The following is a 26,693-nucleotide window of genomic DNA, read 5'->3' on the forward strand; positions in this document are numbered from 1 at the left end:
GAGTATATACATACCCGGAAACATGGCAAGGGCGGCGTCGAGGCGCCGGGGACGGCGGAAGCGGCATCCAGCGCATTACAAGGTCACGGGCGGATAACATAGGCAGGTATGCCCGAGCCCGTTCCGGGCGGCAGCCGACAGCCCGACAAATTGGGAGTTCTCCGTGGCCAACCCTCTCGAGAAACTGCTTCGCGCCGGCGAGGGCCGGATCCTCCGGCGCCTCCAGCAGGTCGTGAAGGCCGTGAACGCCCTCGAAGAGGACTACGCGCACCTGACCGATGAAGAGCTGCGCGGCGAGACCGCCGAACTGCGCGCCCGCTTCGAGGCGGGCGAGACCCTCGACCAGCTCATGCCGGAGGCCTTCGCCGCCGTGCGCGAGGCGTCCCAGCGCACACTCGGTCAGCGGCCGTACGACGTGCAGATCATGGGCGGCGCGGCCCTTCATCTCGGCAACATCGCCGAGATGAAGACCGGCGAGGGCAAGACGCTCACCGCGGTCTTCCCGGTGTACCTGAACGCGATCGCCGGCAAGGGCGTCCACGTCATCACGGTCAACGACTACCTCGCGTCCTACCAGTCCGAGCTGATGGGCCGCATCTACCGGGCGCTCGGGATGACGACCGGGACGATCGTCGCCGGTCAGACCCCGGAGATCCGTCGCCAGCAGTACGAGGCCGACATCACGTACGGCACGAACAACGAGTTCGGGTTCGACTACCTGCGCGACAACATGGCGTGGCGCAAAGAAGACCTCGTCCAGCGCGGGCACTATTTCGCGATCGTCGACGAGGTCGACTCGATCCTGATCGACGAGGCACGGACGCCGCTGATCATCTCGGGTCCGTCCTCGGGCGAGGCGAACCGGTGGTTCGTGGAGTTCGCGAAGATCGCCAAGACGCTCGAGGCGGGCGTCGACTACGAGGTCGACGAGAAGAAGCGCACGATCGGTGTGCTCGAGCCCGGCATCGAGAAGGTCGAGGACTACCTCGGCATCGACAACCTCTACGAGTCGGCGAACACCCCGCTCATCTCGTTCCTGAACAACTCGATCAAGGCGCTCGCACTGTTCAAGCGGGACGCGGACTACGTCGTGATGAACGACGAGGTGATGATCGTCGACGAGCACACCGGGCGCATCCTGGTCGGACGACGCTACAACGAGGGCATCCATCAGGCCATCGAGGCCAAAGAGGCCGTGCCGGTCAAGGCCGAGAACCAGACGCTGGCGACCGTCACTCTGCAGAACTACTTCCGTCTTTACGACAAGCTCGCCGGGATGACCGGTACCGCCGAGACCGAGGCGGCGGAGTTCATGTCGACCTACCAGCTCGGCGTCGTTCCCATCCCGACGAACAAGCCGATGATCCGCAAGGACCAGTCCGACCTCGTCTACAAGAACGAGCAGGCGAAGTTCGACCAGGTCGTCGAGGACATCGTCGTGCGCCACGCGAGCGGACAGCCCGTCCTGGTCGGCACCGTGAGCGTCGAGAAGAGCGAATACCTGTCTCGGCTGCTGGCGAAGAAGGGCATCAAGCACGAGGTCCTCAACGCCAAGAACCACGCACGCGAGGCCGAGATCGTCGCCCGCGCGGGCCGCTTGGGCGCGGTGACCGTGGCGACCAACATGGCAGGGCGTGGCACCGACATCATGCTCGGCGGCAACGCCGAGTTCCTCGCGGTCCAGGAGATGAAGGCCAAGGGCCTGGATCCGGTCGACACGCCGGAGGAGTACGAGGCGGAGTGGGATGCCGTGTACCAGGGCACCCGCGACCACGTCGCCGACGAGGCGACCAAGGTCGTCGAGGCGGGCGGGCTCTACGTCCTGGGCACCGAGCGCCACGAGTCGCGGCGCATCGACAACCAGCTGCGCGGACGTTCCGGCCGCCAGGGCGACCCCGGAGAGAGCCGCTTCTACCTCTCACTGACCGACGACCTGATGCGTCTGTTCCAGTCCGGTGCCGCCGAGGCGATCCTCGCGCGGACGAACTTCCCGGATGACGTGGCCATCGAATCGACCATGGTCTCGCGTGCCATCAAGAGCGCGCAGTCCCAGGTCGAGGGCCGCAACGCCGAGATCCGCAAGAACGTGCTCAAGTACGACGACGTCCTGAACCGCCAGCGCGAGGCGATCTACTCCGACCGCCGGCACATCCTCGAGGGCGATGACATCGCCGGTCGGGTGCAGCACTTCATCGAAGACGCGATCAACGCCGTCATCGACGACCACACCGGCTCCGGTCACACCGAGAGCTGGGACTTCGACGCGCTGTGGACCGAGCTGAAGACGCTCTACCCGGTGGGTGTGACGATCGATGAGGTCGTTGCGGAAGCGGGCACGAAGGGCCGCATCACGCCCGAGGGACTCAAGCGCGAGATCCTCTCCGACGCCATGATCGCCTACGGCATCCGTGAGGAGACGCTCGGCACGGCCGCCACGCGCGAGCTCGAACGACGCGTCGTGCTGCAGGTGCTCGACCGCCGCTGGCGCGACCACCTCTACGAGATGGACTACCTCAAGGACGGCATCGGCCTGCGCGCCATGGCCCAGCGCGACCCGCTGATCGAGTACCAGCGCGAGGGCTACCAGATGTTCCAGTCCATGATGGGGCAGATCAAGGAAGAGACGGTCGGCTACCTGTACAACCTCGAGGTCGAGGTGCGCCGCCCGGCCGAGGGCGAGAGCGACGCCGCCGCCGAGGTCGAGGCCAAGGGACTGGCCATCGTGCCGGTCGAAGGTCAGCGGCTGGAGTACTCGGCGGCCAACGACGCCGGCGAGGTGGAAGTGCGCAACGATCGCGGTCAGGTACAGCAGGCTGCCACCAGCCGGCTTCGCCAGGCCGCGGCATCCGCCGCCCCTGCGCCCGCGCCGGTGAAGGACGCGCCGCGCGGAACGTTCGGGCAGCGGACGGATGCCGCACCGGCGGCCGCCCCGCAGAACCGCGCCCAGCGCCGAGCGGTCGACAAGAAGAAGTGATGGTCGGCGGGCCACTCGTGACCCGGTGGCCCGCCTGAGGTCTCGATACGCCCGCTTCGCGGGCCGGTTGTCCCTTAGCGAGCGCCGGCGAGCGTATCGAGACACGCCCTGCCCCGGCGCGCGTCACCACCGGCGCGCATTGACCCGCGTCGCGGCAACTATCCTGAACCGATGAACCCCCTTCGCGCCCTGGACCAGTCGAGCAAGCTGAAGGACGTCCTCTACGAGATCCGCGGCCAGGCCCTCGTCGAGGCCCACCGGCTCGAGAACGACGGCCACACGATCCTCAAGCTGAACACCGGCAACCCCGCCGCGTTCGGGTTCGAGGCTCCGTTCCAGATCGTTCGGGACATGATCGAAGCCATCCCGCACGCGCACGGGTACAGCGACAGCAGGGGCATCGTCTCCGCCCGCCGCGCCGTGGTGTACCGCTACGAGCAGCTGGAGGACTTCCCGGCGTTCGGCCCGGACGACGTGTTCCTGGGCAACGGGGTGTCCGAGCTGATCACGATGACCATGCAGGCGCTCCTGGACGAGGGCGACGAGGTGCTCATCCCGGCTCCGGACTACCCGCTCTGGACGGCGATGACCAGTCTCGGCGGCGGCACGCCGTTGCACTACCGCTGCGACGAGCTCAACGGCTGGCAGCCGGACCTGGAGGACATCCGGGCGCAGATCACCCCGCGCACCAAGGCGATTGTGGTCATCAATCCGAACAACCCGACCGGGGCCGTGTACACGCGGGAGGTGCTCGAGGGCATCGCCGCCATCGCGCGGGAGCACTCCCTGCTGCTGCTGTCCGACGAGATCTACGACCGGATTCTCTTCGACGGCGCCGAGCACATCCCGATGGCGACGATCGCGCCAGACCTGCTGTGCCTGACCTTCAACGGTCTGTCCAAGACCTATCGCGTGGCCGGCTATCGCTCCGGGTGGTTGGTCATCACCGGCCCGCAGGATCACGCGGAGGGGTTCCTGGAGGGCATCAACCTGCTCGCCTCGACGCGACTGTGCCCCAACGTGCCGGCACAGCACGCCGTTCAGGCCGCGCTCTCCGGAGTGCAGTCGATCGACGCGCTGATCGGGCCGTCCGGTCGACTCCACGAGCAACGGGATGCCGCGTGGCAGGGTCTCGAGGCGATCCCCGGCGTCAGCTGCGTCAAGCCCGCGGGCGCGCTGTATGCGTTCCCCCGCTTCGATCCCGAGGTGCACGAGATCCGCGACGACGCCAAGTTCGTCTACGACTTCCTCGTCGCCGAGCACGTCCTGCTCGTGCAGGGCACCGGATTCAACTGGCCGACACCCGACCATGTGAGGATCGTGACCCTCCCCGAGGCGAGAGTGCTCTCCGAGGCGATCGAGCGGCTCGGCAACTTCCTGTCGTCGTACCGGCAGTGACCGGCTCGGCGGGACAGCGCTGGCACGCCCCTCGGCCCCGTCGTCCGGACGCGGTTCGCACCCACCGCGGGCGCGCCCGTCAAGCCCTTCCTGTCCGGCTGAGATGGGTCCTATCGTGACGTCATGTCCATCGAATTGAACAAACCCGCGCTCCGTCACGCCCGCTCCCTGGTTCGCGACGGAAACGTCGTTCGCGACGAACGCGACGACTGGTCGGAGGCGGCGCCCACCGCGGACGAGGAGAACGCGTTCATCGAGCGCGACGGCTGGACCGAGTACTCGCACTGGCACCTCGGCGTCGACCACAGCGAGAACCCGGAAACCAAGGGCGCCTACTCGTTTCCCTTCGGCGACTTCCGCAAGGTCCATCGCTCCGGCGTGATCGCCGGTGAGAGCCGTGCCGGCCAGTTCGACCACATCGAGATTCGCGACGCCCTGAAGAAGCTGCTGGAGCTGATCGACTCGGAGTGACGCGGCGGGTGAGACGATCCGGCCCGCCACGACGCTGGGGCGGCCCGGACGCCGGTCAGAGGAGGGCGAGCGAGGTCGCTCGCCAGCGCCCGTCCATGCCCTCCAGCCGCAGGGCGACGGCCCGGGTACGGGCCGGCCCCTGCACGATCACGACCGCTTCGACCACGCCATCGGCCGGCGACGAGTGGTGCACCGAGAGCAGCGCATGCACAGGGCGTCTCGCGGGGACGCCCCGCGCGCTGCGGGCTCGTGCGGCCAGGTTCGCGCGGGTCACGAGTTTTCGATACGCGTCCTCGGTGAGCCAGCGGGCGAGCTGGTCGACCTCGCGCACGCCGGCGAAGACCTCGAGCACGCCGCGCGTGAGGTTGCGCAGGAACGGCTCCGGTGCGGGCAGGTCCGTGGACGGTGTGCGCTGCGGGGCGAAGAACTCCGAGAGCTCGAGCGCGCCGGCCGCGGGATATGCGCGGGCCGCACGCGAAGGCGTCGTTGCCATGAGTGCCAATCTCGACGGGGGGATGTCTTGCGGAAATTAGAACACACGGCAAGTTCCCAGAAAAAGATCCGAAGCGCACCTGTGGAGAACTTCTCATCCAGTCGTGATGATTGCCCTACTCTCGCTGAGTGCGCTGGGATCGCTTCTTCGACGACCTCGAGGGTCAGCTCGCTTCGGAGTGGGAGGCCGAGCGCGCGGCGCTGGACACCGAGGCCGAGCGGCTCCGGCTGTCGCGCGTCCTGCTGCGTGAGCGCCTGAGCGCACTCATGGATCGCGGCCGGGAGACCCCGGCCCCGTCCTTCGAGGTCGCCGACGGCACCGTGCTCGCCGCCGAGGTGACCGGGGTCGGAGCGGACTGGGCCGCGCTGGAGGGAGGACGCTCCGGCGCGCTGATCGTCCCGTTCGGATCCATCGCGGCCATCGGGATGCCGCACGCCGACGTGCTGCGCACCGCCCGGCCCGCGGCGGGACCGGGAACGCTTGCCGACCGGATGACGCTCGGCTTCGTGCTGCGCGACCTGGTGCGACGGCGGGTAGCCGTCAGCGTGCATCTGGTGCACGGGCGCGTGCTGTCCGGAACGATCGATCGCGCCGGCGCGGACCACTTCGATCTCGCCCTGCACGAGCCGGGAACGCCGCGCCGGGCGGCGGATGTCACCGGACACCGCCTCGTGCCGTTCTGCGCCCTGGCGTGGATCCGGCTGGACGCAGGTGCGGCCCTGATCTGATCGGCGAGCGTGCAGTCGCGGCACGGAGCCGGTAGGGACGGCCCGCCCGCCGCGCTCAGTCCGGCTTGCCGACGATCCCGGTGCCCCAGAGCTCGGGGAAGCTCGCCTCATTCGACTGGCGCCACAGGGCCATGCGCCGCGCCTCCTCGGTCTGCGCGTCGAGGTACTCCGCCACGCTCGCCTCTTCGATCCGCCAGCGTGCGGGCGAGCCGACGCGCATCCCGCGGAGACGGCGCTCGTCCACGAGGGCCATGACCTCGTCCACCGATATCCCGAGCACCTCCGCGACCTGGGCCGGAGCCAGCAGGCGCACGTCAGACGTCGGAACCCGGGACATGTCCCCATTATGTGCGCGGACCCGTCCGCGCCGAGGGAGCACGCGCGTGCTGTGGATAACCGCAGCAGCGGTTCGGCGCTCTGCGTCACCATGGTGACATGACCGCAATCGAGACTGCTCGGCCCCGACCGCGTGCCTTCTGGGGGGACGCGAGGTTCATCCTCGGCATCCTGCTGGTCGTCGCCTCGGTCGCGGGTGTCTGGTTCGTCGTCGCGGCTGCCCGGCAGACGGCGCCGGCGTTCGCCGCAAGCCGCACCATCGTGCCCGGCCAGGCCATCTCCAGCGACGACGTACGCGTGGTGGAGGTGGCCCTGGGGCAGGTCGGCGAGGCGTACCTGTCGCCGGACGCGCTGGCCGACGGCCTGGTCGCGACCCGGACCATCGAATCCGGGGAGCTGGTTCCGCGCACCGCGGTGGGCGATGCGGCCGGTCTGCGCACCACCAGCCTCGTGCTGCGCAGCGCCGTCGACGTACCCGCCTCGGTCGGGGCAGGCTCGGTGGTCGAGGTCTGGGCGGCGCCGCTGCTGGAACGCGGACGCTACGACGCTCCCCGTATCCTCGTCGCCGACGCGACCGTGGTCTCGGTGACCCGGGACGACTCGATGATCGGCGGCGGCTCGGCCGCGCTGGAGGTCGTCATCCCGCGTGCCGACGTCGCGGCCGCGCTGGCCGCCATGGCGGACGAGTCGGCGCTGTCCGTGATCCCCACCTCGGGCGCGACGCGGTGAGGGTCATCGTCGCGGTGGATGAGCCGCACGGGAGCGCGCTGGCGGACGGGTTGGCGGGCGAGCGTGTCGAGGTCATCGCCGTGGTCGCGGCATCCGCTGTCACGCTCGCGGCCGAGGACGGCGCGTTCGGGTCGGACGGCGAGACCCTCGCGCGGGCGCTCGCCGAGGCCGACGCCGTCGTGCTCGAAGTGTCGCGGGCGTCCCTGACCGCGTCGACCGTGGCTCTGTGCGACCGGAACGCCGTCCGGATCGCCCCGCTCAGTTCGGGTCCGCCGGATGACCGGATCGCGGCCGCCTTCGGCCTGGAGCAGACGCTGCCGCTCGAGGTGGAGCCCTGGCTGCTGGCGGAGCGGCTCACCACGTCTCCTCCGCCCAGGACGGCGCACGGCTCGAGCGCGCATCACGACGCCACCGGAGGGATGCCGCGCACCATCGCGGTGTGGGGACCGGCCGGTGCGCCGGGGCGGACCACCCTCGCGATCGAGCTCGCGGTCGAGCTGGCCCGCGGGGGCAGGCACGTCGGACTCGTGGATGCCGATTCGCACGCGCCGTCCATCGCGCTGGCCCTCGGGCTGGCCGACGAGGCGCCCGGCTTCGCCGCGGTGTGCCGGCAGGCCGAACTCGGGGGACTGGACGCGCGCGAGCTCACGCGCATCAGCGCACCGATCGCGCGCACCGGGGTCGACGTGCTCACCGGGCTGAACCGCCCCTCGCGCTGGCCGGAACTCAGCGAGTCCCGTGTCGCGGCCGCGCTCGGCGCGTGCCGCGAGTGGGCGGATCACACCGTCGTCGACGTGGCCGCGTCCCTCGAGCGCGATGAGGAGATCATGAGCGACCTCGACGGTCCGCGCCGCAACGCCGCCACCCTGGCCGCCCTGCGCAGCGCCGACCTGGTGGTCGCGGTGGCCGCCGCCGACCCGCTCGGGATCTCCCGGTTCCTGCGCGCCTATCCGGAGCTGCGAGCCACGATCGGTGCGACACCGGTGGTCGTCGTGGCCAATCGGCTGCGCCCCGGCGCCCTGGGCATCGACGCCCGGGGTCAGGTGCGCCGCACCCTGGATCGCTTCGGGGGCGTGACCGACGTCTGGTTCGTGCCGACCGATCCTCGCGCGGCCGATGCCGCTCTGCTGGCCGCGCGCCCGATCGCCGAGATCTCGCCGCGCTCGCCGATTCCCCTCGCCGTGCGACGGCTGGTCGGCGAGGCCGTCGCTCCCGTCCCGGTGCCGGAGCGTCGCATCCGAAGCAGCGCGCGCCGTCGCGCGGTCCCCGCCTCCGCATAGCCCGGTGCATCGCGGGGCGGAGCCGCGGCATCCTCTGCCCTCGTGTTCACTTGCCCTGGATGTACCGAACGCACCGCTTTTCACGTACGTCCAGGGCAAGTGAAGTGGGTGCGGCCGGCCCGCGGCCGCGCCAACTCTAAGCTTGAGGGATGTCGACGCTCAGCGATCTCGTCTACGCCCAGGGCCGCTCGAGCGCGGAGGACGTGGAATGGCTCCACCGGCTCGCCGGTGACGGGCAGCTGCTGGCCGACCTCGCGTTCGCCGACATCGTCTTCTGGGTCCCGACCGAGGACGACTCCTTCGTCGCCGTCGCGCACACTCGACCGAGCGGCGCGGCGACGCTCTTCTACCGCGACATCGTCGGCGACCGGGTGCGGCCGCAATGGCGCACGCAGGTGCGCGACGCGTTCCAGGGCACCCGGATCGTCGATTCGGCATCACCGGACTGGTTCGAGGAGACTCCCACCCGCGTCCGCGCGGTGCCCATCGTCCGTTCCCGGGGGACAGAGCCCGCGCTGACGATCGGCGTGCTCACCCGGCACACCAACCTCGGGGAGGCGCGCACACCGTCGCGGCAGCAGATCACCTTCAACGACTGCGCCGACGATCTGTTCGGCATGATCGGTTCCGGTGGCTTCCCCGACCTCGCGGCCCCGTCGGCGCCGCGCCGCGGGGCGCCGCGTGCATCGGACGGGCTGATCCGCCTCGACGTCGACGGGATCACCACGTTCGCGAGCCCGAATGCGCTGTCGGCGTTCAATCGGCTCGGGTTCGACGACGAGCTCGAGGGGGAGTCCCTGATCGAGGTCGTCACGCGGATCATGCCCGGTCGGCGCGAGTTCGACGAATCGCTGCCGGTCGTGGTGACGGGCCGCGCTCCGTGGCGGACCGACATCGAGGCGCGCGGTGTCACGGTCTCACTGCGCACGATCCCCTTGCGGGACCGCGGCACGCGGATCGGGGCCATCATGCTCTGCCGCGATGTGACCGAGATCCGCCACCAGGAGCAGGAGCTCATCACCAAGGACGCCACGATCCGCGAGATCCACCATCGGGTCAAGAACAATCTGCAGACCGTCGCCTCGCTGCTGCGCATCCAGGCCCGCCGCTCGCACAGCGAGGAGGCGCGTGAGGCGCTCAGCCAGGCCATGCGGCGTGTCGCGGCGATCGCCGTCGTGCACGACACCCTCTCGGAGGGTCTCGCTCAGAACGTCGACTTCGACGAGGTGTTCGCGCGGGTCCTCAAGCTCGTCGCCGAGGTCGCCGCCGCGCCGAACACGCGCGCGCGCACGCACTCGACGGGCCGGTTCGGCACGCTGCCCAGCGCGTACGCCACGCCCCTCGCCCTCGCCCTCACCGAACTGGTCACGAACGCCGTGGAACACGGGCTCGCGGGCAAGGAGGGCGACGTCGAGATCATCACCGAACGCACGGAAGAGCGCCTCGAGGTGCGCGTGCGCGACACCGGGTCCGGGCTGCCCGAGGGTCAGGTCGGGCAGGGCCTGGGCACGCAGATCGTCCGCACCCTCATCCAGGGCGAACTCGGCGGCACGATCGACTGGCACACGCTGGTCGGCAGCGGCACGGAGGTCACGATCGACATCCCGATGCGCTACATCGAGCGGGAGAGCTCGTAAGCAACAAACCGGATGCCGTGGCCGAAGCGGTCGGTCACCGCGTCCCCATCGTGCAGACCACGCGTGGCGTGTCGGCTGCTCGGTCGGGACACGGGCAAGGCTCCGCGGCCGAAGGGCCGCGGAGTCGACGTGCGCCGAGGATCTCGATACGGCGGCTTCGCCGCCTACTCGATCTTGACCCGACCCGGGTCAACGCCGCTTCGCGGCATTGACCCGGGTCGCGTCAAGAAGCGCGACGAGCGCGGGCGGCGCGGCGCTTGAGAGCGCGGCGCTCATCCTCGGAGAGTCCGCCCCACACGCCGGAGTCCTGCCCCGATTCCAGGGCGTACTGCAGGCAGATCTCCGTCACGGTGCATCGTGCACAGACGGATTTGGCCTTCTCGATCTGATCGACAGCCGGGCCGGTGTTCCCAACAGGGAAGAACAGCTCGGGGTCGACGGTGAGGCAGGCAGCCTTATCGCGCCAGTCCATGGGGGGGCTCCTTGTGACGATGACGGGTGTTTCAGAGCCCGGATTCGGGTCCGCTACCCTGTGGGGATGTGCGAGAGATGTCTCGCCCCACCTCGCTGTGGGAGCACACGGCTCTCATAATGGTCCCACAGGGCGGTGGGCGAATCAAGCGTTCAGCGGCACGTTAAGTGCCGTCTTGCTGAGGATTCGCCCCGTGGTGTAGAGGTTTTCCACAAGACAGCGACGACTGACAAGAGGGTTCTGACCAATGCGCACACACACGGTGGATCGACTCGCGGCATTCGTGCTCGGGCTCGAGGGACTCGCGGTGGCCGCACTGGTCGGGTGGCAGATCTGGGCGCTCGCGGTCGGGGACACCGGCTCGGTGCAGAGCGCCGTCGCGCTGATGGTCCTCACCGCGGTGGGGGCGGTAGCTGTGCTCGCGTTCGCGGTGGCCACCTGGCGTGGCCTGTCCTGGGGCCGCTCGGGTGGCGTGGTCACCCAGCTGCTGATCCTCGCCGTGGCGTTGGGTGCCGTGACCGGGGCCTACGCATCGCCGACGACGGGTCTGGCCCTCGCCATCCCCGGTCTGATCGCGCTCGTGCTGCTGCTGTTCGCGGTCCGGGCGGCGGGCCGGCAGGCCCGCGGCCCGGCATCCGAATAGCGGCTGGCGCGCAGCCGGCTCAGGCGGCGTCGATCCCGACGAGCTTGCGCACCCGGGCGACGTGCCCGGTGGCCTTCACGTTGTAAAGCGCCTCCTGGATCCGGCCCTCGGCGTCGATGACGAAGGTGGAGCGGATGACGCCCTGGTAGACCTTGCCGTAGTTCTTCTTCTCGCCCCACGTGCCGTACTCGTCGAGGACGACATGGTCGGGGTCGCTCAGGAGGTCGTAGGTGAGCCCGTCGCGCTCGCGGAAGCGGCGCAGCTTCTCGGGCAGGTCCGGGGAGATGCCCAGGACCGTGTAACCGGCGGCCTGCAGCGGTGCGAGGCTGTCGCGGAAGTCGCACGCCTCGGTCGTGCACCCGGGGGTCATGGCCTCGGGGTAGAAGAACAGCACGACGCCATGGCCGCGCAGATCGTGCAGTGAGACGGTCTTGTCATCCTGGTTGAGCAGGGTGAAATCGGGGGCGGGGGATCCGGGCTTCAGAACGACGGTGCTCATCCCACCAGAGTAGGGCGATCCCGCGTGCGCGCGGGCCGCCGCCGGTCAGGGCTGATGACCGAACGTCGACAGCAGTCGTTGGAGCGAGTCCAGTCGCGCCGCGCCGTTCGGTCCGAGGCGACCCTCTGCGACCGCCTCCACGATCGCGCAGTCCGGGGCATCCGGGAGGTGGGTGCAGCCGCGCGGGCAGTTCTCCGCCACTTCGGCGAGCTCGGTGAAGGCGCCGAGGATGTTGGCCGGATCGACGTGGCCGAGACCGAACGAGCGCACCCCGGGCGTGTCGATCACCCATCCGTTGCCACCGTTCCCGCGGTAGCGCAGCGACACCGTCGACGACGAGGTGTGGCGGCCGCGGCCGGTCACCTCGTTGACGTGCCCGGTCGCGCGCATCGCACTCGGCACGAGGGCGTTGACCAGCGTGGACTTGCCGACACCCGAGTGGCCGACGAACACCGTGGAATGCCCGATCAGCTCGGCGCCGATCCGTTCTAGCGGCATCTCTTCCTGCGCACTGGTGAACACCTCCAGGTCGAGCCCCTCGAAGTGCGAGAGGAACTCGGCCGGGTCGGCCAGATCGGTCTTGGTCACCACGAGCAGCGGACGCACCCCGGCATCCAGCGCCGCGACGAGATAGCGATCGACGAGACGCTCCCGCGGTTCCGGGTCGGCGGCGGCGACGACGATCAGCATCTGATCGGCATTGGCGACGATGATCCGCTCGACCTGGTCGGTGTCGTCGGCTGATCTGCGCAGCAGCGACGTGCGGTCTTCGATGCCGACGATGCGCCCGAGGGTGCCCTCGTCGCCGGATCTGTCGCCGACGACCCGCGCGCGGTCGCCGGTGACGATCTGCATCCTCCGCAGTTCGCGCGCACGAGTGGCGGAAACGCGCCGCTCATCGGGAGTGTCCTCGTCGACCAGGACCGTGTACCGACCGCGGTCGACGCCGAGCACACGAGCGATCACGGCGTCGGCGTGCGCGGGCCGGCGTTTCGTGCGGGGGCGGTTCGCCTTGGGGTTCGGTCGCGCGCGCAGCGTCGTCTCGTCGAACTCGGGTTCGTCGTCCTGGTCGTCGTCCAGCCAGCTCACCGGGATGCAGACCTCAGGAGACCAGGTCGTGGAGCGGCTGCGAGTGGGCGCCGTCGTCGGGCGCGCCGTCCAGCATCGCCTGCCACAGTTCCGGGAACTCCGGGAGCGTCTTGGCCGTCGTGCCGATGTCGTCGATCTCGATCCCGGGGACGGCGAGGCCGATCAGGGCGCCCGTCGTGGCGAGCCGGTGGTCGTGGTGCGACCGCCAGGTGCCGCCGGTCAGGGCGCGGGGGACGATCCGGATGCCGTCGGGCAGCTCCTGCGCCTCGCCTCCGCGAGCGCGCAACTCGCTCACCAGCGCCGCGATGCGGTCGGTCTCGTGCCCGCGGATGTGGCCGATCCCGTAGAACGTGCTCGGCGCATCCGCGAAGGCGGCGAGCGCGACCAGCGTGGGGGTGAGCTCGCCGGCCGCGGACAGGTCGAGATCGACTCCGGCGATGCCGTTGCCGGCGGTGACCGTGAGCGAACCGCCCCGGCGAACCGCTCGCGCACCCATGAGGGACAGGATCTCGGTGAGCATCGCGCCGGGCTGTGTGGAGTGGGCGGGCCAGCCGGTCACCGAGATCGAGCCGCCCGCGATCATCGCCGCGGCCAGGAAGGGCGCGGCGTTGGACAGGTCGGGCTCGATTGCGACGTCTTTCGCGCGCACCGCGCCGGCGGGGACGACCCACTCGCCGGGAGCGGGGCGTTCGACGTGCACCCCACGGTGTGCGAGGGACTCGATCGTCATGTCGATGTGGGGCATGCTCGGCAGGCGCGCGCCGCGGTGGATGAGGTGCAGGCCGACATCGAACCGCGGCGCGGCCAGCAGCAGGCCGGACACGAACTGGCTGGACGCACTCGCGTCGACGACGACTTCTCCGCCGCGGACGTGTCCGTGGCCGCGCACGATGAACGGCAGGGACCAGTGGCCGCCGTCGTCGATGTCGACGCCGACGTCGCGCAGAGCCTTGATCATCGTGCCCATCGGCCGGTGCAGCGCACTCTCGTGCGCCGTCAGCGTCACGTCGCCGCGCGCGAAGCCCGCCAGCCCCGCGACGAAGCGCATCACGGTGCCCGCCTGGCCGCAGTCGACCTCGGTCGCGCCCTGCAGCGGCCACACAGGTGTGACGACGAGGTCGTCGCCGTATCTGCCGGTGCCCGGGCTGCGGTCGATGCCGACGCCGAGCGTGCGCAGGGCCGTGATCATCCGGGCGGAATCGTCCGAGTGCAGAGGCGAAGCCAGGCGGCCCGGGCCGTCGGCCAGCGCCGCGAGGATGAGCTCACGATTGGTGAGCGATTTCGACCCCGGCACTGTGATTGTCGCCCGCAACGGACCCTCGGCCGTCGGCGCGGCCCATCGACCGCGCGCCGACGGTTTCGGAAGGTGGGAATACCGGTCACCAGTCATCGGGTTCTACCCTACTGAACCGTTGCGGACAACAAGCAGCGACGCAACCGGAGAAAGTGAGCCGCATGATCGCCGTGCTCGATCGGCCAGCCGCCGACGACGTTCCCGCGCTCGACCTGGCCTGGGACCTTGCCGCCGTAGACTGGCGCGTGATGATTGACGAGGCAGAGGAAGCCACCGACGCGCGCACCCAGTTCGAGGTGCAGGCGCTTCCCTTCATGGATCAGCTTTACGCGGCGGCGATGCGGATGACGCGCAATCCGGCCGACGCGGCCGATCTCGTGCAGGAGACGTTCGTGAAGGCGTTCGGATCCTGGGCGACGTTCACTCAGGGAACCAACCTGAAGGCGTGGCTGTACCGCATCCTCACCAACACGTACATCAACATCTATCGCAAGCGGCAGCGCGAGCCCTACCAGGGAACGATCGACGAGCTCGAGGACTGGCAGATGGGTGGCGCGGAATCCACCACCGCCACGAGCAGCCGATCGGCCGAGGCCGAGGCGATAGACCGGATGCCGGCATCCGTGGTGAAGGACGCTCTGCAGGCGATCCCCGAGGACTTCCGGTTGGCGGTGTACCTCGCGGACGTCGAGGGCTTCGCATACCAGGAGATCGCCGACATCATGAAGACACCCATCGGCACGGTCATGAGCCGTCTGCATCGTGGCAGGCGCATGCTTCGTGAGCTGCTGGCGGATTATGCGGCCGAGCGCGGCATCAGCGCAGCCGCGACAGGGAGCAGGAAATGACCGACTGCGGCTGTGAGAAGGCGCGACGCGACCTGGAGGAGTACCTCCGCCACGAGGTGTGCAAGACGTCACAGAGCGATATCGCCCAGCATCTGGAGAACTGCCCCAGCTGCCGGGATGAGGCGCTCGTGTCGCGGACCCTCACCGAGGTGGTGGCGCGCGCGTGCAAGGAGACGGCACCCGAAGAGCTGCGCGATCAGGTGCTCAGCCGCCTGCGTGCGGCGCAGGCGACCCACTGACGCGAGCGGCGGCATCCGTCACGGCGTGAAGACGAGCAGTGCGCCCGGGGCGACCTCGATCTGCAGCGGCAGCATCCCGATCGGATCGCCGTCCGCGTAGGCGGTCACTCCGGGGGCCGCGAGCCGCACCGACCGGACGCGGTATGTCTCGACCTCGGGAATCGTGGTGTGCGTCCCCCGGTACACCCTGGGCAGCAGCCGAAGCAGTCGCAGGCGCCCGGCGGGCCGCACGAGGACGACATCGAGCAGCCCGTCCGCCGGGTCGGCGTCGGGGCAGATCGGGATGCCGCCTCCATAGCTGCTGCCATTGCCGACGGTGCCCATCACCAGGTCGCCGTCGAACCGCTCCTGCGTCCCGTCCGCCATTTCCAGGTCGACCTGGTACGGGATGCCCTTCAGCGTGAAGAACTCCCGCAGAAGTGCGATGTTGTAGCGCGATCTGCCTCGGGGCCAGCGCATGGCGTTCGCGCGGTCGTTGACGCGCGAATCGAAGCCGCTGGCCAGCACGCTGCCGAAGTACGCCGTCGAGCCGTCGCTGCGCCTGACGCGGGCAAGGTCGATGCGCCGCGTTCTGCCCGCGGCGATGGCGTCGGCGGCGGAGTCGGGGTCGAGCTCCCGCAGACCCACTGCCGTCGCGGTGTCGTTGCCGGTGCCGGTGGGGATGATCCCGAGGGGTACCGAGCTGCCCGCGAGTTCCTGGATCGCGAGGCGGACGGTTCCGTCGCCGCCGGCGACGGCGACGGCGTCCGTGCCGAAGTCGATCGCCGCGCGCAGCAGGCGGCTGGACTCCGCTGCGCTGCCGCCGCTGATGATGGTCGTACGCACCCCGTGTGCGCGCAGACGCTCGGCGGCGCGGGTCGCCGGGCCGGTCTGCGCGCCACCGCGGGCGGCCGGGTTCACCAGCAGGGTGACATTCATTCGGCGTTCTCGGAGGATGGCGCCGCTGCGGGCGTCCCCGTCGGCGGCGGCACGAGAACGCCCGGATTCATGATGCCCCGCGGATCGACGGTGTCCTTCACGGCGCGGAGGATGGCGATCCCGAGGCCGCCGATCTCTGCCTCCAGATAGGGCCGGTGGTCGCGGCCGACGGCGTGGTGGTGAGTGATCGTTCCCCCGGCGCCGACGATCGCGAGCGAAGCGGCATCCTTCGCCCTGCGCCACTGCCCGGCCGGGTCTGTGGTGAGCGCGGCGACCACCGTGAAGTAGGCGGAAGCGCCCGCGGGATACACGTGCGAGATGTGACACAGCACGAGCGGCTTGGTGCCTTCGCCGCCCAGGCTCGTCGTCAGCGCGTCGGTGACCGCGGTCTTGAGGGCGCCCAGATTCGCCCAGGTGGTCGCGGTCTCGAGGGTCTCGGCGAGAACGCCGATGTCCAGGAGCGTGTCGCGCAGTGCGGGGGAGGAGAACCGGCCCCGCTCCCACGACCGTGCCGGACCTTCGCCGCGGGGCGTCCCGCCGTGGCGACGGAAGAGGGCATCCGTCTTCTCCCGGACGCCCTCGGCCTCACCGGGGTCGGCTCCTTCGAAGGTCGCCACGGCGAGGCAGCCGCGGGCGCGGGTCAGGTGCCCGCCGAGAACGGCGTTCACGCGGGTCTCGGTTGCGTCGCTCAGGCGCAGAACGGTCGGGCGGATGCCGCGCTGCGTGAGCTCGCGCAGCGCCGCCGCCCCGGAGTCGAAGTCGGGGAACGTCCAGGCGCCGTAGGCGGTCGCCGCCGCGAGCGGGCGGATGCGGAGGGTGACGGCGGTGAGAACGCCGAACGCGCCCTCCGAGCCGAGGAACAGTTCGCGCAGGTCCGGCCCGGCCGCACTCGCCGGCGCCCTGCCCAGACGCAGTTCACCGACCGGGGTCGCGACCAGCAGGGCATGGACGAGCTCATCGAAGCGCCCGTATCCCCGGGACGCCTGTCCACTCGAGCGCGTCGCCGCGTAGCCGCCGAGGGTGGCGTACTCGAAGCTCTGCGGAAAGTGGCCGATCGTGAAGCCGCGCGCATTCAGCATTTCTTCGGCCTGCGGCCCGGTGGTGCCTGCACCGAAGGTGGCCAGCAGCGAGGTCTCGTCGAGGTCGCTCAGACCGGCCGTGCGGGAGAGTTCGAGTGCGATCACCGGCCCGGCGCTCGCGGCGACGGGGGCAACGCCTCCGACCACGCTGGTTCCCCCGCCGAACGGCACGACGGCGATGCCGGCCCGGTCGCAGAGAGCGAGGACAGCCAAGACCTCGGCGTGGGTTCCGGGTGAGACGACCGCGTCGGGCGCCAGCTGCAGGTCCTCGAGGCGCCGCGCGAGCAGGTCGGGCGTGCTCTTGCCGCCGAGGTGCAGCGCACGCACGGCGTCATCCGCGGTGGCGTGGGCATCGCCGACCACGGCGACAAATTGACTGAGATCGCCGTCGTCGAGTCGTGACCGCGTGAGCGTCGGGGCGCCGCGGCGGGGGACCGGATGCGCCTTGCCGGGCAGAAGTGTCGCGACCAGGGCCTTCGCGCCGGCGGGAAGCCGGGCGGGCTGCGTTCCCCAGGCGTCCCAGGCGGATCGAGGTCGCGCATCGGGCACCATCGACGCGTCCGGCTCCTGGGGCATCGACGCAACCATGGTGACAGTATGACATGCTCTGTATGGTTGTCACATGGCGGGAACAAGCGGACAGACCGAGGCATCGGTGCTGGACGCTGCCCTGGACGAGGTGCTGGCGCACGGGATACGCCGAACCACCGCGTCCGACATCGCCCGCCGGGCGGGAGTCTCGCGCCAGACCCTGTACCGCTACTGGCCCGACGTGCAGGCACTGCTGGCCGCCCTGGTCACGCGCGAGCTGTTCGCGGTCGTCCCGCGCGGCGGCTCCGCCGGCTCGCTCGACGAGTTCGCCGCCGGCATGGTGGAGACGGCGGATCGGATCAGGGCACTGCCGCTGGTGGACCGCCTGCGCGAGACCGACCCCGAGCTCTTCTCGCGGTACATCCTCGAGCGCCTCGGCACGAGCCAGCGCGGCATCCATCGCGAAATCGCGGCGCGCGTGGAGAAAGGACAGGATGCCGGGTTCATCCGGCCCGGTCACCCCGACCGACTCGCCGCCATGCTGCTGCTGATCGCCCAATCCGCGATCCAGTCCGCGCCGCTGGTGGCGGAGTGGCTCGCGCCGGAGGACTGGCGGCGCGAACTGCGGTGCGCGGTGGCGGGGTACCTGGCCATCCGGGACGAGGGATGATGGCTCAGGTCGTCGGCCGTCGACCGCACTCCACGGCGCTGAACGCCGCCCGGCGCCGGCGGGAGCTGGCCGCACTGGGCGATCACCCGGACGTCGACGTGCTCGTCATCGGCGGCGGCATCACCGGCGCGGGTCTGGCCCTGGATGCCGCCAGCAGGGGCCTGCGGACGGTCCTCGTCGAGCGCGAGGACCTCGCCCACGGCACCAGTCGCTGGAGCTCGAAGCTCGTGCACGGCGGGCTGCGCTACCTCGCCTCGGGACAGTTCGCCATCGCGCACGAGAGCGCGGCCGAGCGCCATCTGCTGATGACGCGGATCGCTCCACACCTCACCCGGCCGCTTGCTCAGGTGCTGCCGCTGTACGCCCCCGGACACATGGTCCGCGGAGCATACGTCGGTGTGGGCTTCGGGCTGGGTGACGGGCTGCGCCGTGTCGTGGGCACGCCGGGGGCGGTCCTGCGCGCGCCCGGGCCGATCGGGCGTGCCGAGACGCTCCGTCTGGCACCCGCGGTGCGCCGCGACGGGCTCCGCGGGGGCGTGCGGGGCTGGGACGGACAGCTCATCGACGACGTGCGCCTCGTCGTGGGCATCGCCCGCACCGCCGCGGGCTACGGCGCGCGCATCCTCACCCGCGTCGAGGCGGTGCACGCCACCGGCGACGGCGCGCTGCTGCGGGACACGATCACCGGCGGCGAGCTCCACGTGCGGGCGCGCGCGGTGATCAGCGCGACGGGTGTGTGGGCGGGTGAGCTCGACCCCGCGGTGGCGCTGCGCCCGAGCCGCGGCACGCACCTGGTCCTGGAATCGGCCCGGCTGGGCGGCTCGGACGTCTCGCTGACGGTGCCGGTTCCCGGATCCAGCGGGCGTTTCGTCTTCAGCGTGCCCGCGCCGCACGGTCGCACCTATGTCGGGCTGACCGACGTGCCCACCGCCGGGCCGCCCCCGGCGGTCCCGCAGGCCAGCGATGCAGAGATCGACGAGCTTCTGGACACGATCAACCGGGTGCTGGCCCGCCCCCTCGTGCGCTCGGACGTCGTCGGGACCTTCGCCGGATTGCGTCCGCTGCTGCGCATGGGCGGACCGCCGCGAAAGGGCGCGGACGATGCGGACACCAGCGACCTGTCCCGCCGCCATGCGATCGTCGAGTCGGACTCCGGCGTGCTCAGCGTGCTCGGCGGCAAGCTCACGACATACCGGCGCATGGCGCAGGACGGGATGGATGCCGCGGTCGCCCGCCGCTTTGCGGCGGACCGGGTGGCGCCGTCGCGCACGCGGTCCCTGCCGTTGGTGGGCGCATGGCCGCGCGAGCGGACCGGCGAGATCGCGGCGCCGCCGCGGCTGGTGCGCCGCTACGGGGCCGAGGCTCCGTTCGTGGCGCGACTGGCGGGCGGTCCGCCCGCCGCGCGCGGGGTGACCGCGCAGGAACTGCGGTGGGGTGTGCAGGCCGAGGGCGCGTTGACCGTGGACGACCTGCTGGACCGGCGGACCCGACTCGGTCTCGTCGCTGCCGATCGCGTCGCCTCGGAGCGGGCCGCGGCTGCGGCACTCGGCCGGTGAACGTCGCGTGTCCGGCGCGCTGAGTAGTGTGGGTGAATGGTTGCCCGCGACTGGAAGAACGCCCCCACCGACCCCGCAGCGGCTGCCGCTGTCGCGGCGAACGGGCTCGAATATCGCGTGATCGACACCGCCGACGCGGTGGTGTTCGATCCGTACCTGCAGGCCGAGACGCGCGGATTCCTCTCCGGCGAGCTGAGCGATGAGCAACTGGCCGGAGCGCGCGACGGTTTCGGGTTCCGTCGTTTCGTGGGCATCTACGATCCCGCTGCGCTCGACGCGTCCCAGCCGGTCGGCACCGTCAACTCGTGGGTCACCGAGATGGGCCTGCCCGGCGGTCGCGGTGTCCCGATGTGGGCCATCAGCGGCGTCAGCGTCGCCCCGACGCACCGGCGCAAGGGGATCGCGCGCGCCATGCTCGAGGGTGAGCTGCGCACCGCCTCCGAGCTCGGGCTGTCGCTGGCGGGGCTCACGGTGTCCGAGGCGACGATCTACGGACGCTTCGGCTTCTCGCCCGCGACCTTCGGCACGGACTGGTCGATCGAGACCAAGCGGGCGATCTGGACGGGTCCGCGGCCCGAAGGCCGCCTCGACTTCGTCGACCGGGAGGGGCTGCGCGATCTGCTCGCCGATGTGCACGGCCGGGTGCGCGCCACGCGTCCCGGCGAGATCGAGGCATGGCCGGGGCTGTGGCGTCGCATGTCCGGGACCGCTCCGGGGCAGGAGAACGCCCGCAAGGTGCGCGGCGTGCGCTACGCCGACGCCACGGGCGCCACGCGGGGCGTCGCGGTGTATGTCCTGTCGGACGAGGGGCGCGATTTCACCAAGCACGAGCTTGAGCTGCACTACCTGGTGAGCGAGACCCCGGACGCTTATGCCGCGCTGTGGCGGTTCATCCTGGAGCACGACCTCGTCTCGGTCGTGAAGGCCCCGCTGCGCTCGGCGGATGAACCGCTCAGGTGGATGATCGCGGACCAGCGCGGCGCGACCGTCGAAACGTCCGAGCACGGGTGGCTGCGCATCCTCGACGTGCCGGCCGTGCTGACCGCGCGGACATACGCGGCCGCCGGCGCCTTCGTGCTGCGGGTCACGGACCCGCTCGGCTTCGCGGACGGCAGCTGGCGGCTCGAGATCGACGACACCGGGAACGCGATCGCCACGCTGTCCGATGCCCCGCCGGACATCACGCTCTCGGTGAACGCGCTGTCGTCGGTCCTGCTCGGCGGGGTGCGAGCCTCGACACTCGCCGCGGCGGGACTGGTCCAGGCCCCGCCCGCGGGGCTCGCGTCATTCGACGCGTCGTTCGCCACGACCGAGACGCCCTACCTGAGCCTCTGGTACTGATTCCGGGCGCGGGCGCGCCGGCCGATACGACGAAGAGCGGATGCCGCGGGAACGGGTCCCCGCGGCATCCGCTCTTCGAAACGTGAGTCAGAGCGTCAGTGCCTGCTTCAGGATCTCCGCCTGCTGGCGCGCGTGCACCTTGGGTGAACCGGTCGCCGTGGATGCCGCCGATGCCCGTGAGATGCACGCGATCGTGCGCCCGTGCAGGTACTTGACCATCTCGAGGGCGATGAACGGCCACGCGCCCTGGTTCTCGGGCTCATCCTGCACCCAGACCAGCTCGGCGTCAGGGTAACTGTCCAGAACCGCATTGAGCTCATCGATGGGGGCCGGGTAGTACTGCTCCAGCCGTACCAGCGCGATCTCGGGGTTCGGGTTCTTGTCCAGCTCCGCCTTCAGATCCCAGTGGATCTTGCCGGCGTGCAGCAGCACCCGCTTGACGGCCGTGCGGTCAAGGCCCCGCGTGTCATCCAGCACGGGCTCGAACTTGCCCGTGAGGAAGTCCTCGACGGCGCTGGTCGCTCCGCGCAGGCGCAGCATCGCCTTTGGGGTGAACACGATCAGCGGACGCCGCGGACGGGCGTACGCCTGCCGACGCAGCAGGTGGAAGTACGATGCCGGCGTCGAGGGGCGGGCGACGATCATGTTGTCCTGCGCGCACATCTGCAGGTAGCGCTCGATGCGTGCCGAGGAGTGGTCCGGGCCCTGTCCTTCGTAGCCGTGGGGGAGCAGCAGCACCACACTCGACTGCTGGCCCCACTTCTGGTCGGCCGAGGAGATGAACTCGTCGATCACGGACTGGGCGCCGTTGGCGAAGTCGCCGAACTGCGCCTCCCACAGCACCAGTGCGTCCGCCCGCTCGACCGAGTACCCGTATTCGAAGGCCAGCGCGGCGTACTCGCTGAGCAGCGAGTCGTAGACCCAGAAGCGACCCTGGTTGTCGCCCAGATTGGCGAGCGGGATCCACTCCTGCCCGTTGGCGCGATCGTGGAGCACCGAGTGGCGCTGCACGAACGTGCCGCGGCGCGAGTCCTGACCGGCCAGGCGCACCGAGGTGCCCTCGACCAGCAGCGAGCCGAAGGCCAGCAGCTCGGCGAAGCCCCAGTCGATGGAGCCGTTGCGGCTCATGTCCAGGCGCTTCTCGAGAAGCTGCTGCAGCTTCGTGTGCACGGTGAAGCCGTCCGGCTTGTTGACGAAGGCGTCACCGACCATCTGCACGACCTCGCGCGACACGCCCGTCGTCTCGGGGGCACCGACGGCGGGTTCGAGGATGGCCTCGCTGACGATCGGCGAGGTGCCGGTCTCGGCGGCGTGCGTCTCGGCGAAGGCGACTTCGAGACCGTCCTGGAAGTCGCGCTTGGCCTGCTCGTACTCCTCCTCGGTGATGTCGCCGCGGCCGACGAGGGCTTCGACGTACAGGCGGCGCACGGAGCGCTTCGCCTCGATGAGGTTCGTCATCAGCGGCTGCGTCATCGAGGGATCGTCTCCCTCGTTGTGACCGCGGCGGCGGTAGCAGACGAGATCGATCACGACGTCGCGGTGCCACCGCTGACGGTAGGCGAAGGCGAGCTGTGACACGCGGACGACGGCCTCGGGATCGTCGCCGTTCACGTGGAAGATCGGTGCCTGGATGGTCTTGGCGACATCCGTCGCGTAGACGGACGTGCGGGCGTCCTGAGGCACGGTCGTGAAGCCGACCTGGTTGTTGACCACGACGTGGATGGTGCCGCCGGTGCGGAACCCGCGCAGCTGCGACATCTGCAGCGTCTCGACGACGACGCCCTGGCCTGCGAAGGCCGCGTCGCCGTGGACGAGGATCGGCAGCCACGAGAACGAGCCGATCGGCTTGCGGTCCTGCTTTGCGCGCACGATGCCCTCGAGCACACCGTCCACGGTCTCCAGGTGAGACGGATTGGCCGCGAGGTAGACCGGCAGCTCCTCGCCGCGATCGTCCACGAACGTGCCCTCGGTGCCGAGGTGGTACTTCACGTCGCCGGAGCCGCTCTTGCTGCCGACGGCGACCGAGCCTTCGAACTCGCGGAAGACCTGGCCGTACGTCTTGCCGGCGATGTTGGTGAGGACGTTGAGGCGACCGCGGTGCGCCATGCCGATGGCGGTGCCGTCCAGTCCGGCATCCGCCGCGCCCTGGAGGATCTCATCCAGCAGCGGGATGAGGGACTCGCCGCCCTCGAGGCTGAAGCGCTTCTGACCGACGTACTTGGTCTGCAGGAAGGTCTCGAACGCCTCGGCCTGGTTGAGCTTGCTCAGGATGCGCAGCTGCTCGTCGTGTCCGGGCTTCTGGTATTTCAGCTCGACATTCTCCTGGAACCAGCGGCGCTGCTCCGGGTCCTGGATGTGCATGTACTCGATGCCGATGGTGCGGCAGTACGAATCGCGCAGCACGCCGAGGATGTCGCGCAGCTTCATCTGGCGCTTGCCGCCGAAGCCGCCGGTGACGAAGTAGCGGTCGAGATCCCAGAACGTCAGACCGTGCTGTTCGATCTCGAGGTCGGGGTGCGTGCGCTGCACGTACTCGAGCGGGTCGATGTCGGCCATGAGGTGGCCGCGGACGCGGAAGGAATTGATCAGCTCCTGCACGCGGGCGGTCTTGTCGACGCGCTCGGCCAGGTCGACATTGATGTCTGCGGCCCACCGGATCGGGGCATAGGGGATACGCAGCGCGGCGAAGATGTCCTCATAGAAGTCGCGCTGCCCGATGAGCAGTTCGTGGACCTTCTTGAGGAACTCGCCCGATCCTGCACCCTGGATGACGCGGTGGTCGTAGGTGCTGGTGAGGGTGATCGTCTTTCCGATCGCGAGTTCGTTCAGCGTCTTCTCGCTCGAACCCTGGAACTCGGCCGGGTACTCGAGGGCGCCGACGCCGATGATGGCGCCTTGCCCCTTCATCAGGCGCGGCACGGAGTGTACGGTGCCGATGCCGCCGGGGTTGGTCAGCGAGATCGTGGTGCCCTGGAAATCGGCCGCCGTGAGCTTGTTGCCGCGTGCTCGGCTGATCAGATCCTCGTACGAGACGAGGTATTCACTGAAGGTGAGCGTGTCGGCGTGCTTGATGCTGGGGACCAGCAGTGCGCGCGTGCCATCCGGCTTGGGCAGGTCGATGGCGATGCCGAGATTGATGTGCGCCGGAGCGACCACGGACGGCTTTCCGTCGATTTCGGCGTAGAAGACGTTCTGGCTCGGGAACTCTTTGAGAGCCCGGATCAGGGCCCAGCCGATCAGGTGAGTGAAGCTGATCTTTCCGCCGCGCGTGCGGGACATGTGGTTGTTGATGACGATGCGGTTGTCGATCATCAGCTTCGCCGGGATGGTCCGGACGCTGGTCGCGGTCGGAACCGTCAGCGACTCTTCCATGTTCACGGCAAGGGACTTGGTCATGCCCTTGAGCACGGTGACCTTGTCGGCCTCGAGGTTCTCGGCCGTGGCCGATGGGGCGACCGCCGGCGCCTGCGCCGGGATCGGCTGCGGGGCGGCCGGCCGCGCGGTGGTGCGGGCGACGGGCTGTGCGCCGAGAACGGGGATGGGAGCCGTCACGGGGTGCGCGTCGTCTGCCGGAGCGGAACCGGCGGACTGCTGTCGTGGTGCGGGCGCACCGTCACCGTCAGTGCTCGTCCCGGGGCCGGTGGTCGCGGTGGTGTCAACGGGGTGATAGGCCTCGAGGATCGGCCACCACGCCTTGTCGACGGAGTTCTTATCCACCTTGAACTGCTCGTAGAGTTCGTCGACGAGCCATTCGTTGGCCCCGAACTCGCCTTCGCTCGACACTCCGACGCCCGTGATCTGGCTCGACACGCTCGATCGCCCGCTTTCATGACTTTGAGAGCGTGCGGGGCGATTTGTGTTGCCCACACGCACGACTGTTAAGCCTAACTCAGTCTGGTGGCGCCTTCCCCTGAGCGAAAGGTGGCGCGCCAACACGTTTGTGCATCGATATCCGCACAGCAAGAGTCACTACCCTTTCGGTATGGAGTTCTACGGTGAACAGCCCGAGGTGGATCTGACCTATTCGGATGTGTTCCTGGTCCCCCGCCACTCGTCCGTCACGAGCAGGCTGGACGTGGATCTCGCTCCGGGCGACGGAACGAACGCGACCATTCCGCTGGTGTCCGCGAACATGAACTCGGTGACGGGCGCACGACTGGCGGCGACGCTGGCGCGACGCGGCGGCTTGGGGGTGCTGCCTCAGGACATGCCCCTGCAGGAGCTGGATGCCGCCATCCGATGGGTCAAGGATCAGCCGGTGCGCTGGGACACCCCGCTCGTCCTGCCACCCGAGGCCACCGTGGCGGACGCCCTGCGCCTCCTGCCCGCGACCGAAGGCCACGGGATCGTCGTCGCAGACAGCTCGACGGGGCGTCTGAACATCGATGCCGTACTCGGAGTCGTGCCCGCGATGCGCCTCGGCACGGCACTGCCCGATGCGCGCCTGGGTGATCTGGCGCGGGGGAGGACGGCATCCATCGACGCGGACGATGTCGAGAGCGCCCGCCAGGCGTTCGATCTCATCGTGGCCGCCGACGCCGAGACGGTGTGCGTCCTGCACCACGGCTTCGTCGTCGGCACGCTCTCGCGCCGCAGCGCGCTCCGTTCGAGTCTCTATCGCGCCGCGGTCGACTCCTCCGGTCGGCTCAACGTCGCCGCGGCGGTCGGCATCAACGGCGATGTCGCGGCCAAGGCGAAGGCGCTGGCGGCGGCAGGGGTGGACGTGCTGGTCCTCGACACCGCCCACGGACACCAGGAGGGGATGCTGGAGGCGCTGCGCACCGTCGCGGACCTCGGCCTCGGCATCCCGATCGCAGCGGGCAACGTCGTCACGGCCGAGGGTGTGACCGACCTGGTGCGCTCCGGCGCCGACATCCTCAAGGTCGGCGTCGGGCCCGGCGCGATGTGCACGACCCGCATGATGACCGCGGTCGGGCGGCCGCAGTTCTCCGCCGTGCTCGAGACGGCGGAGGCGGCCCGGATGCTGGGCGCGTCCGTGTGGGCGGACGGCGGGGTGCGCTATCCGCGCGACGTCGCGCTGGCGCTGGCGGCGGGCGCGGCATCCGTCATGGTCGGCTCGTGGTTCGCCGGAACGATCGAGGCACCCGGCGAAGTGCAGGTCGACGAAGCCGGCCGCGCATACAAGGAGTCGTGGGGCATGGCCTCCACCAAGGCCGTGCACGACCGGTTCGGGCGGCTGGATCCGTACGACCTGGCCCGCAAGGAACTGTTCGCCGAGGGCATCTCGTCATCGAGGATCTACCTGGACCCGCTGCGTCCCAGCCTGGAGGACCTGATCGACATGATCACTTCCGGCATCCGTTCGTCCTTCACCTACGCCGGCGCGGCGTCGATCGCAGAGTTCCACGATCGCGCGCGCGTCGGGCTGCAGTCCGCCGCCGGCTACGAAGAGGGCAAGGCGCTGCCGGTCGGCTGGTGACCAGCGGCCAGGCCGGCGTCGAGGGGAC

At 70.0% G+C, this 26,693-nt stretch carries 23 protein-coding genes; 14 read left to right on the top strand and 9 right to left on the bottom strand.

The genetic code is table 11. From position 1 onward, the window contains the following. Window positions 1-163 precede the first annotated feature (163 nt). The 3 genes from secA (at window position 164) to ABD655_RS06000 (ending at window position 4,843) form a co-directional block, all read left to right on the top strand. A complete protein-coding gene (gene secA / locus ABD655_RS05990; RefSeq protein WP_344712396.1) occupies window positions 164-2,974 on the top strand; it encodes a preprotein translocase subunit SecA in 2,811 nt (936 codons plus the stop codon). A 171-nt stretch (window positions 2,975-3,145) separates the two neighbouring features. Beyond that, window positions 3,146-4,372 (top strand): pyridoxal phosphate-dependent aminotransferase, encoded by a 1,227-nt coding sequence (locus tag ABD655_RS05995; protein ID WP_344712398.1) that lies wholly within the window; start codon window positions 3,146-3,148, stop codon window positions 4,370-4,372. A 123-nt stretch (window positions 4,373-4,495) separates the two neighbouring features. After that, complete coding sequence (locus tag ABD655_RS06000) at window positions 4,496-4,843, top strand: hypothetical protein (RefSeq protein WP_344712400.1); 348 nt, start codon at window positions 4,496-4,498, stop codon at window positions 4,841-4,843. 55 nt (window positions 4,844-4,898) lie between these two features. Here the strand turns inward: ABD655_RS06000 and ABD655_RS06005 are convergent, their stop codons facing one another. Next, on the bottom strand, window positions 4,899-5,336 hold the full coding sequence (locus tag ABD655_RS06005; RefSeq protein WP_344712402.1) for an Rv3235 family protein: 438 nt from the start codon (window positions 5,334-5,336) through the stop codon (window positions 4,899-4,901). Window positions 5,337-5,464: 128 nt separating this feature from the next. Here ABD655_RS06005 and ABD655_RS06010 point away from each other — a divergent pair, with 128 nt between their 5' ends. Next, entirely contained in the window at window positions 5,465-6,064 is a 600-nt protein-coding gene (locus ABD655_RS06010) for a hypothetical protein (RefSeq protein ID WP_344712404.1), read from the top strand. Between the two features lie 55 nt (window positions 6,065-6,119). Here the strand turns inward: ABD655_RS06010 and ABD655_RS06015 are convergent, their stop codons facing one another. Beyond that, window positions 6,120-6,401, bottom strand: coding sequence for a helix-turn-helix domain-containing protein (locus ABD655_RS06015; RefSeq protein ID WP_344712405.1), 282 nt, complete (start codon window positions 6,399-6,401; stop codon window positions 6,120-6,122). 98 nt (window positions 6,402-6,499) lie between these two features. On the opposite strand from ABD655_RS06015, the gene ABD655_RS06020 reads away from it, so the two are divergent. The 3 genes from ABD655_RS06020 (at window position 6,500) to ABD655_RS06030 (ending at window position 10,046) form a co-directional block, all read left to right on the top strand. Next, window positions 6,500-7,129 (top strand): SAF domain-containing protein, encoded by a 630-nt coding sequence (locus tag ABD655_RS06020; RefSeq protein ID WP_344712407.1) that lies wholly within the window; start codon window positions 6,500-6,502, stop codon window positions 7,127-7,129. Continuing rightward, window positions 7,126-8,409, top strand: a complete 1,284-nt coding sequence (locus ABD655_RS06025; RefSeq protein ID WP_344712409.1) for a CpaE/TadZ family protein — start codon at window positions 7,126-7,128, stop codon at window positions 8,407-8,409. Before ABD655_RS06020 ends, ABD655_RS06025 begins: the two co-directional genes overlap by 4 nt. Window positions 8,410-8,558: 149 nt before the next feature. Further along, window positions 8,559-10,046, top strand: a complete 1,488-nt coding sequence (locus ABD655_RS06030) for a sensor histidine kinase (protein ID WP_344712410.1) — start codon at window positions 8,559-8,561, stop codon at window positions 10,044-10,046. A gap of 223 nt (window positions 10,047-10,269) precedes the next feature. Here the strand turns inward: ABD655_RS06030 and ABD655_RS06035 are convergent, their stop codons facing one another. Next, complete coding sequence (locus tag ABD655_RS06035) at window positions 10,270-10,518, bottom strand: WhiB family transcriptional regulator (RefSeq protein WP_019182239.1); 249 nt, start codon at window positions 10,516-10,518, stop codon at window positions 10,270-10,272. A gap of 247 nt (window positions 10,519-10,765) precedes the next feature. Here ABD655_RS06035 and ABD655_RS06040 point away from each other — a divergent pair, with 247 nt between their 5' ends. Beyond that, complete coding sequence (locus tag ABD655_RS06040; protein ID WP_344712412.1) at window positions 10,766-11,161, top strand: histidine kinase; 396 nt, start codon at window positions 10,766-10,768, stop codon at window positions 11,159-11,161. Window positions 11,162-11,180: 19 nt separating this feature from the next. On the opposite strand, the gene bcp is transcribed toward ABD655_RS06040, so the two are convergent. The 3 genes from bcp to aroA are packed head-to-tail and all read right to left on the bottom strand — an operon-like array spanning window position 11,181 to window position 14,139. Next, window positions 11,181-11,660 carry a thioredoxin-dependent thiol peroxidase gene (gene bcp / locus ABD655_RS06045; protein WP_344712414.1) on the bottom strand — a complete coding sequence of 160 codons (480 nt, stop codon included), beginning with the start codon at window positions 11,658-11,660 and terminating at the stop codon, window positions 11,181-11,183. 45 nt (window positions 11,661-11,705) lie between these two features. Continuing rightward, entirely contained in the window at window positions 11,706-12,749 is a 1,044-nt protein-coding gene (rsgA, locus tag ABD655_RS06050; protein WP_344712416.1) for a ribosome small subunit-dependent GTPase A, read from the bottom strand. Between the two features lie 13 nt (window positions 12,750-12,762). Then, entirely contained in the window at window positions 12,763-14,139 is a 1,377-nt protein-coding gene (gene aroA, locus ABD655_RS06055; protein WP_344712418.1) for a 3-phosphoshikimate 1-carboxyvinyltransferase, read from the bottom strand. A gap of 65 nt (window positions 14,140-14,204) precedes the next feature. Between aroA and ABD655_RS06060 the strand changes: the two genes are divergently transcribed. Together ABD655_RS06060 and ABD655_RS06065 are read left to right on the top strand one after the other, a co-directional pair. Continuing rightward, entirely contained in the window at window positions 14,205-14,891 is a 687-nt protein-coding gene (locus ABD655_RS06060) for a sigma-70 family RNA polymerase sigma factor (protein ID WP_344712419.1), read from the top strand. After that, a complete protein-coding gene (locus ABD655_RS06065; RefSeq protein ID WP_257502863.1) occupies window positions 14,888-15,130 on the top strand; it encodes a zf-HC2 domain-containing protein in 243 nt (80 codons plus the stop codon). The genes ABD655_RS06060 and ABD655_RS06065 overlap by 4 nt, the downstream gene beginning before the upstream one ends. A gap of 18 nt (window positions 15,131-15,148) precedes the next feature. On the opposite strand, the gene ABD655_RS06070 is transcribed toward ABD655_RS06065, so the two are convergent. Further along, window positions 15,149-16,048, bottom strand: a complete 900-nt coding sequence (locus ABD655_RS06070; protein WP_344712421.1) for a diacylglycerol kinase — start codon at window positions 16,046-16,048, stop codon at window positions 15,149-15,151. Then, window positions 16,045-17,715: an FAD-binding oxidoreductase gene (locus ABD655_RS06075; RefSeq protein ID WP_344712423.1), complete on the bottom strand. Its 1,671-nt coding sequence runs from the start codon at window positions 17,713-17,715 to the stop codon at window positions 16,045-16,047. The genes ABD655_RS06070 and ABD655_RS06075 overlap by 4 nt, the downstream gene beginning before the upstream one ends. A 34-nt stretch (window positions 17,716-17,749) precedes the next feature. On the opposite strand from ABD655_RS06075, the gene ABD655_RS06080 reads away from it, so the two are divergent. From ABD655_RS06080 to ABD655_RS06090, 3 genes are read left to right on the top strand one after another with little or no spacing between them, the layout of a single operon-like run. Then, complete coding sequence (locus tag ABD655_RS06080; protein WP_344712424.1) at window positions 17,750-18,328, top strand: TetR/AcrR family transcriptional regulator; 579 nt, start codon at window positions 17,750-17,752, stop codon at window positions 18,326-18,328. Continuing rightward, window positions 18,328-19,884: a glycerol-3-phosphate dehydrogenase/oxidase gene (locus tag ABD655_RS06085; RefSeq protein ID WP_344712425.1), complete on the top strand. Its 1,557-nt coding sequence runs from the start codon at window positions 18,328-18,330 to the stop codon at window positions 19,882-19,884. Before ABD655_RS06080 ends, ABD655_RS06085 begins: the two co-directional genes overlap by 1 nt. Before the next feature lie 36 nt (window positions 19,885-19,920). Beyond that, window positions 19,921-21,225, top strand: coding sequence for a GNAT family N-acetyltransferase (locus ABD655_RS06090; protein WP_344712426.1), 1,305 nt, complete (start codon window positions 19,921-19,923; stop codon window positions 21,223-21,225). An 87-nt stretch (window positions 21,226-21,312) separates the two neighbouring features. On the opposite strand, the gene ABD655_RS06095 is transcribed toward ABD655_RS06090, so the two are convergent. Further along, window positions 21,313-25,035, bottom strand: coding sequence for a multifunctional oxoglutarate decarboxylase/oxoglutarate dehydrogenase thiamine pyrophosphate-binding subunit/dihydrolipoyllysine-residue succinyltransferase subunit (locus tag ABD655_RS06095; protein WP_344712427.1), 3,723 nt, complete (start codon window positions 25,033-25,035; stop codon window positions 21,313-21,315). Window positions 25,036-25,207: 172 nt separating this feature from the next. On the opposite strand from ABD655_RS06095, the gene guaB1 reads away from it, so the two are divergent. Next, window positions 25,208-26,665, top strand: coding sequence for a GMP reductase (gene guaB1, locus ABD655_RS06100; protein ID WP_344712429.1), 1,458 nt, complete (start codon window positions 25,208-25,210; stop codon window positions 26,663-26,665). Window positions 26,666-26,693: the final 28 nt, after the last annotated feature.

It is taken from the genome of Microbacterium terregens, assembly GCF_039534975.1.
GTDB classification, from domain to species: Bacteria; Actinomycetota; Actinomycetes; order Actinomycetales; family Microbacteriaceae; genus Microbacterium; species Microbacterium terregens.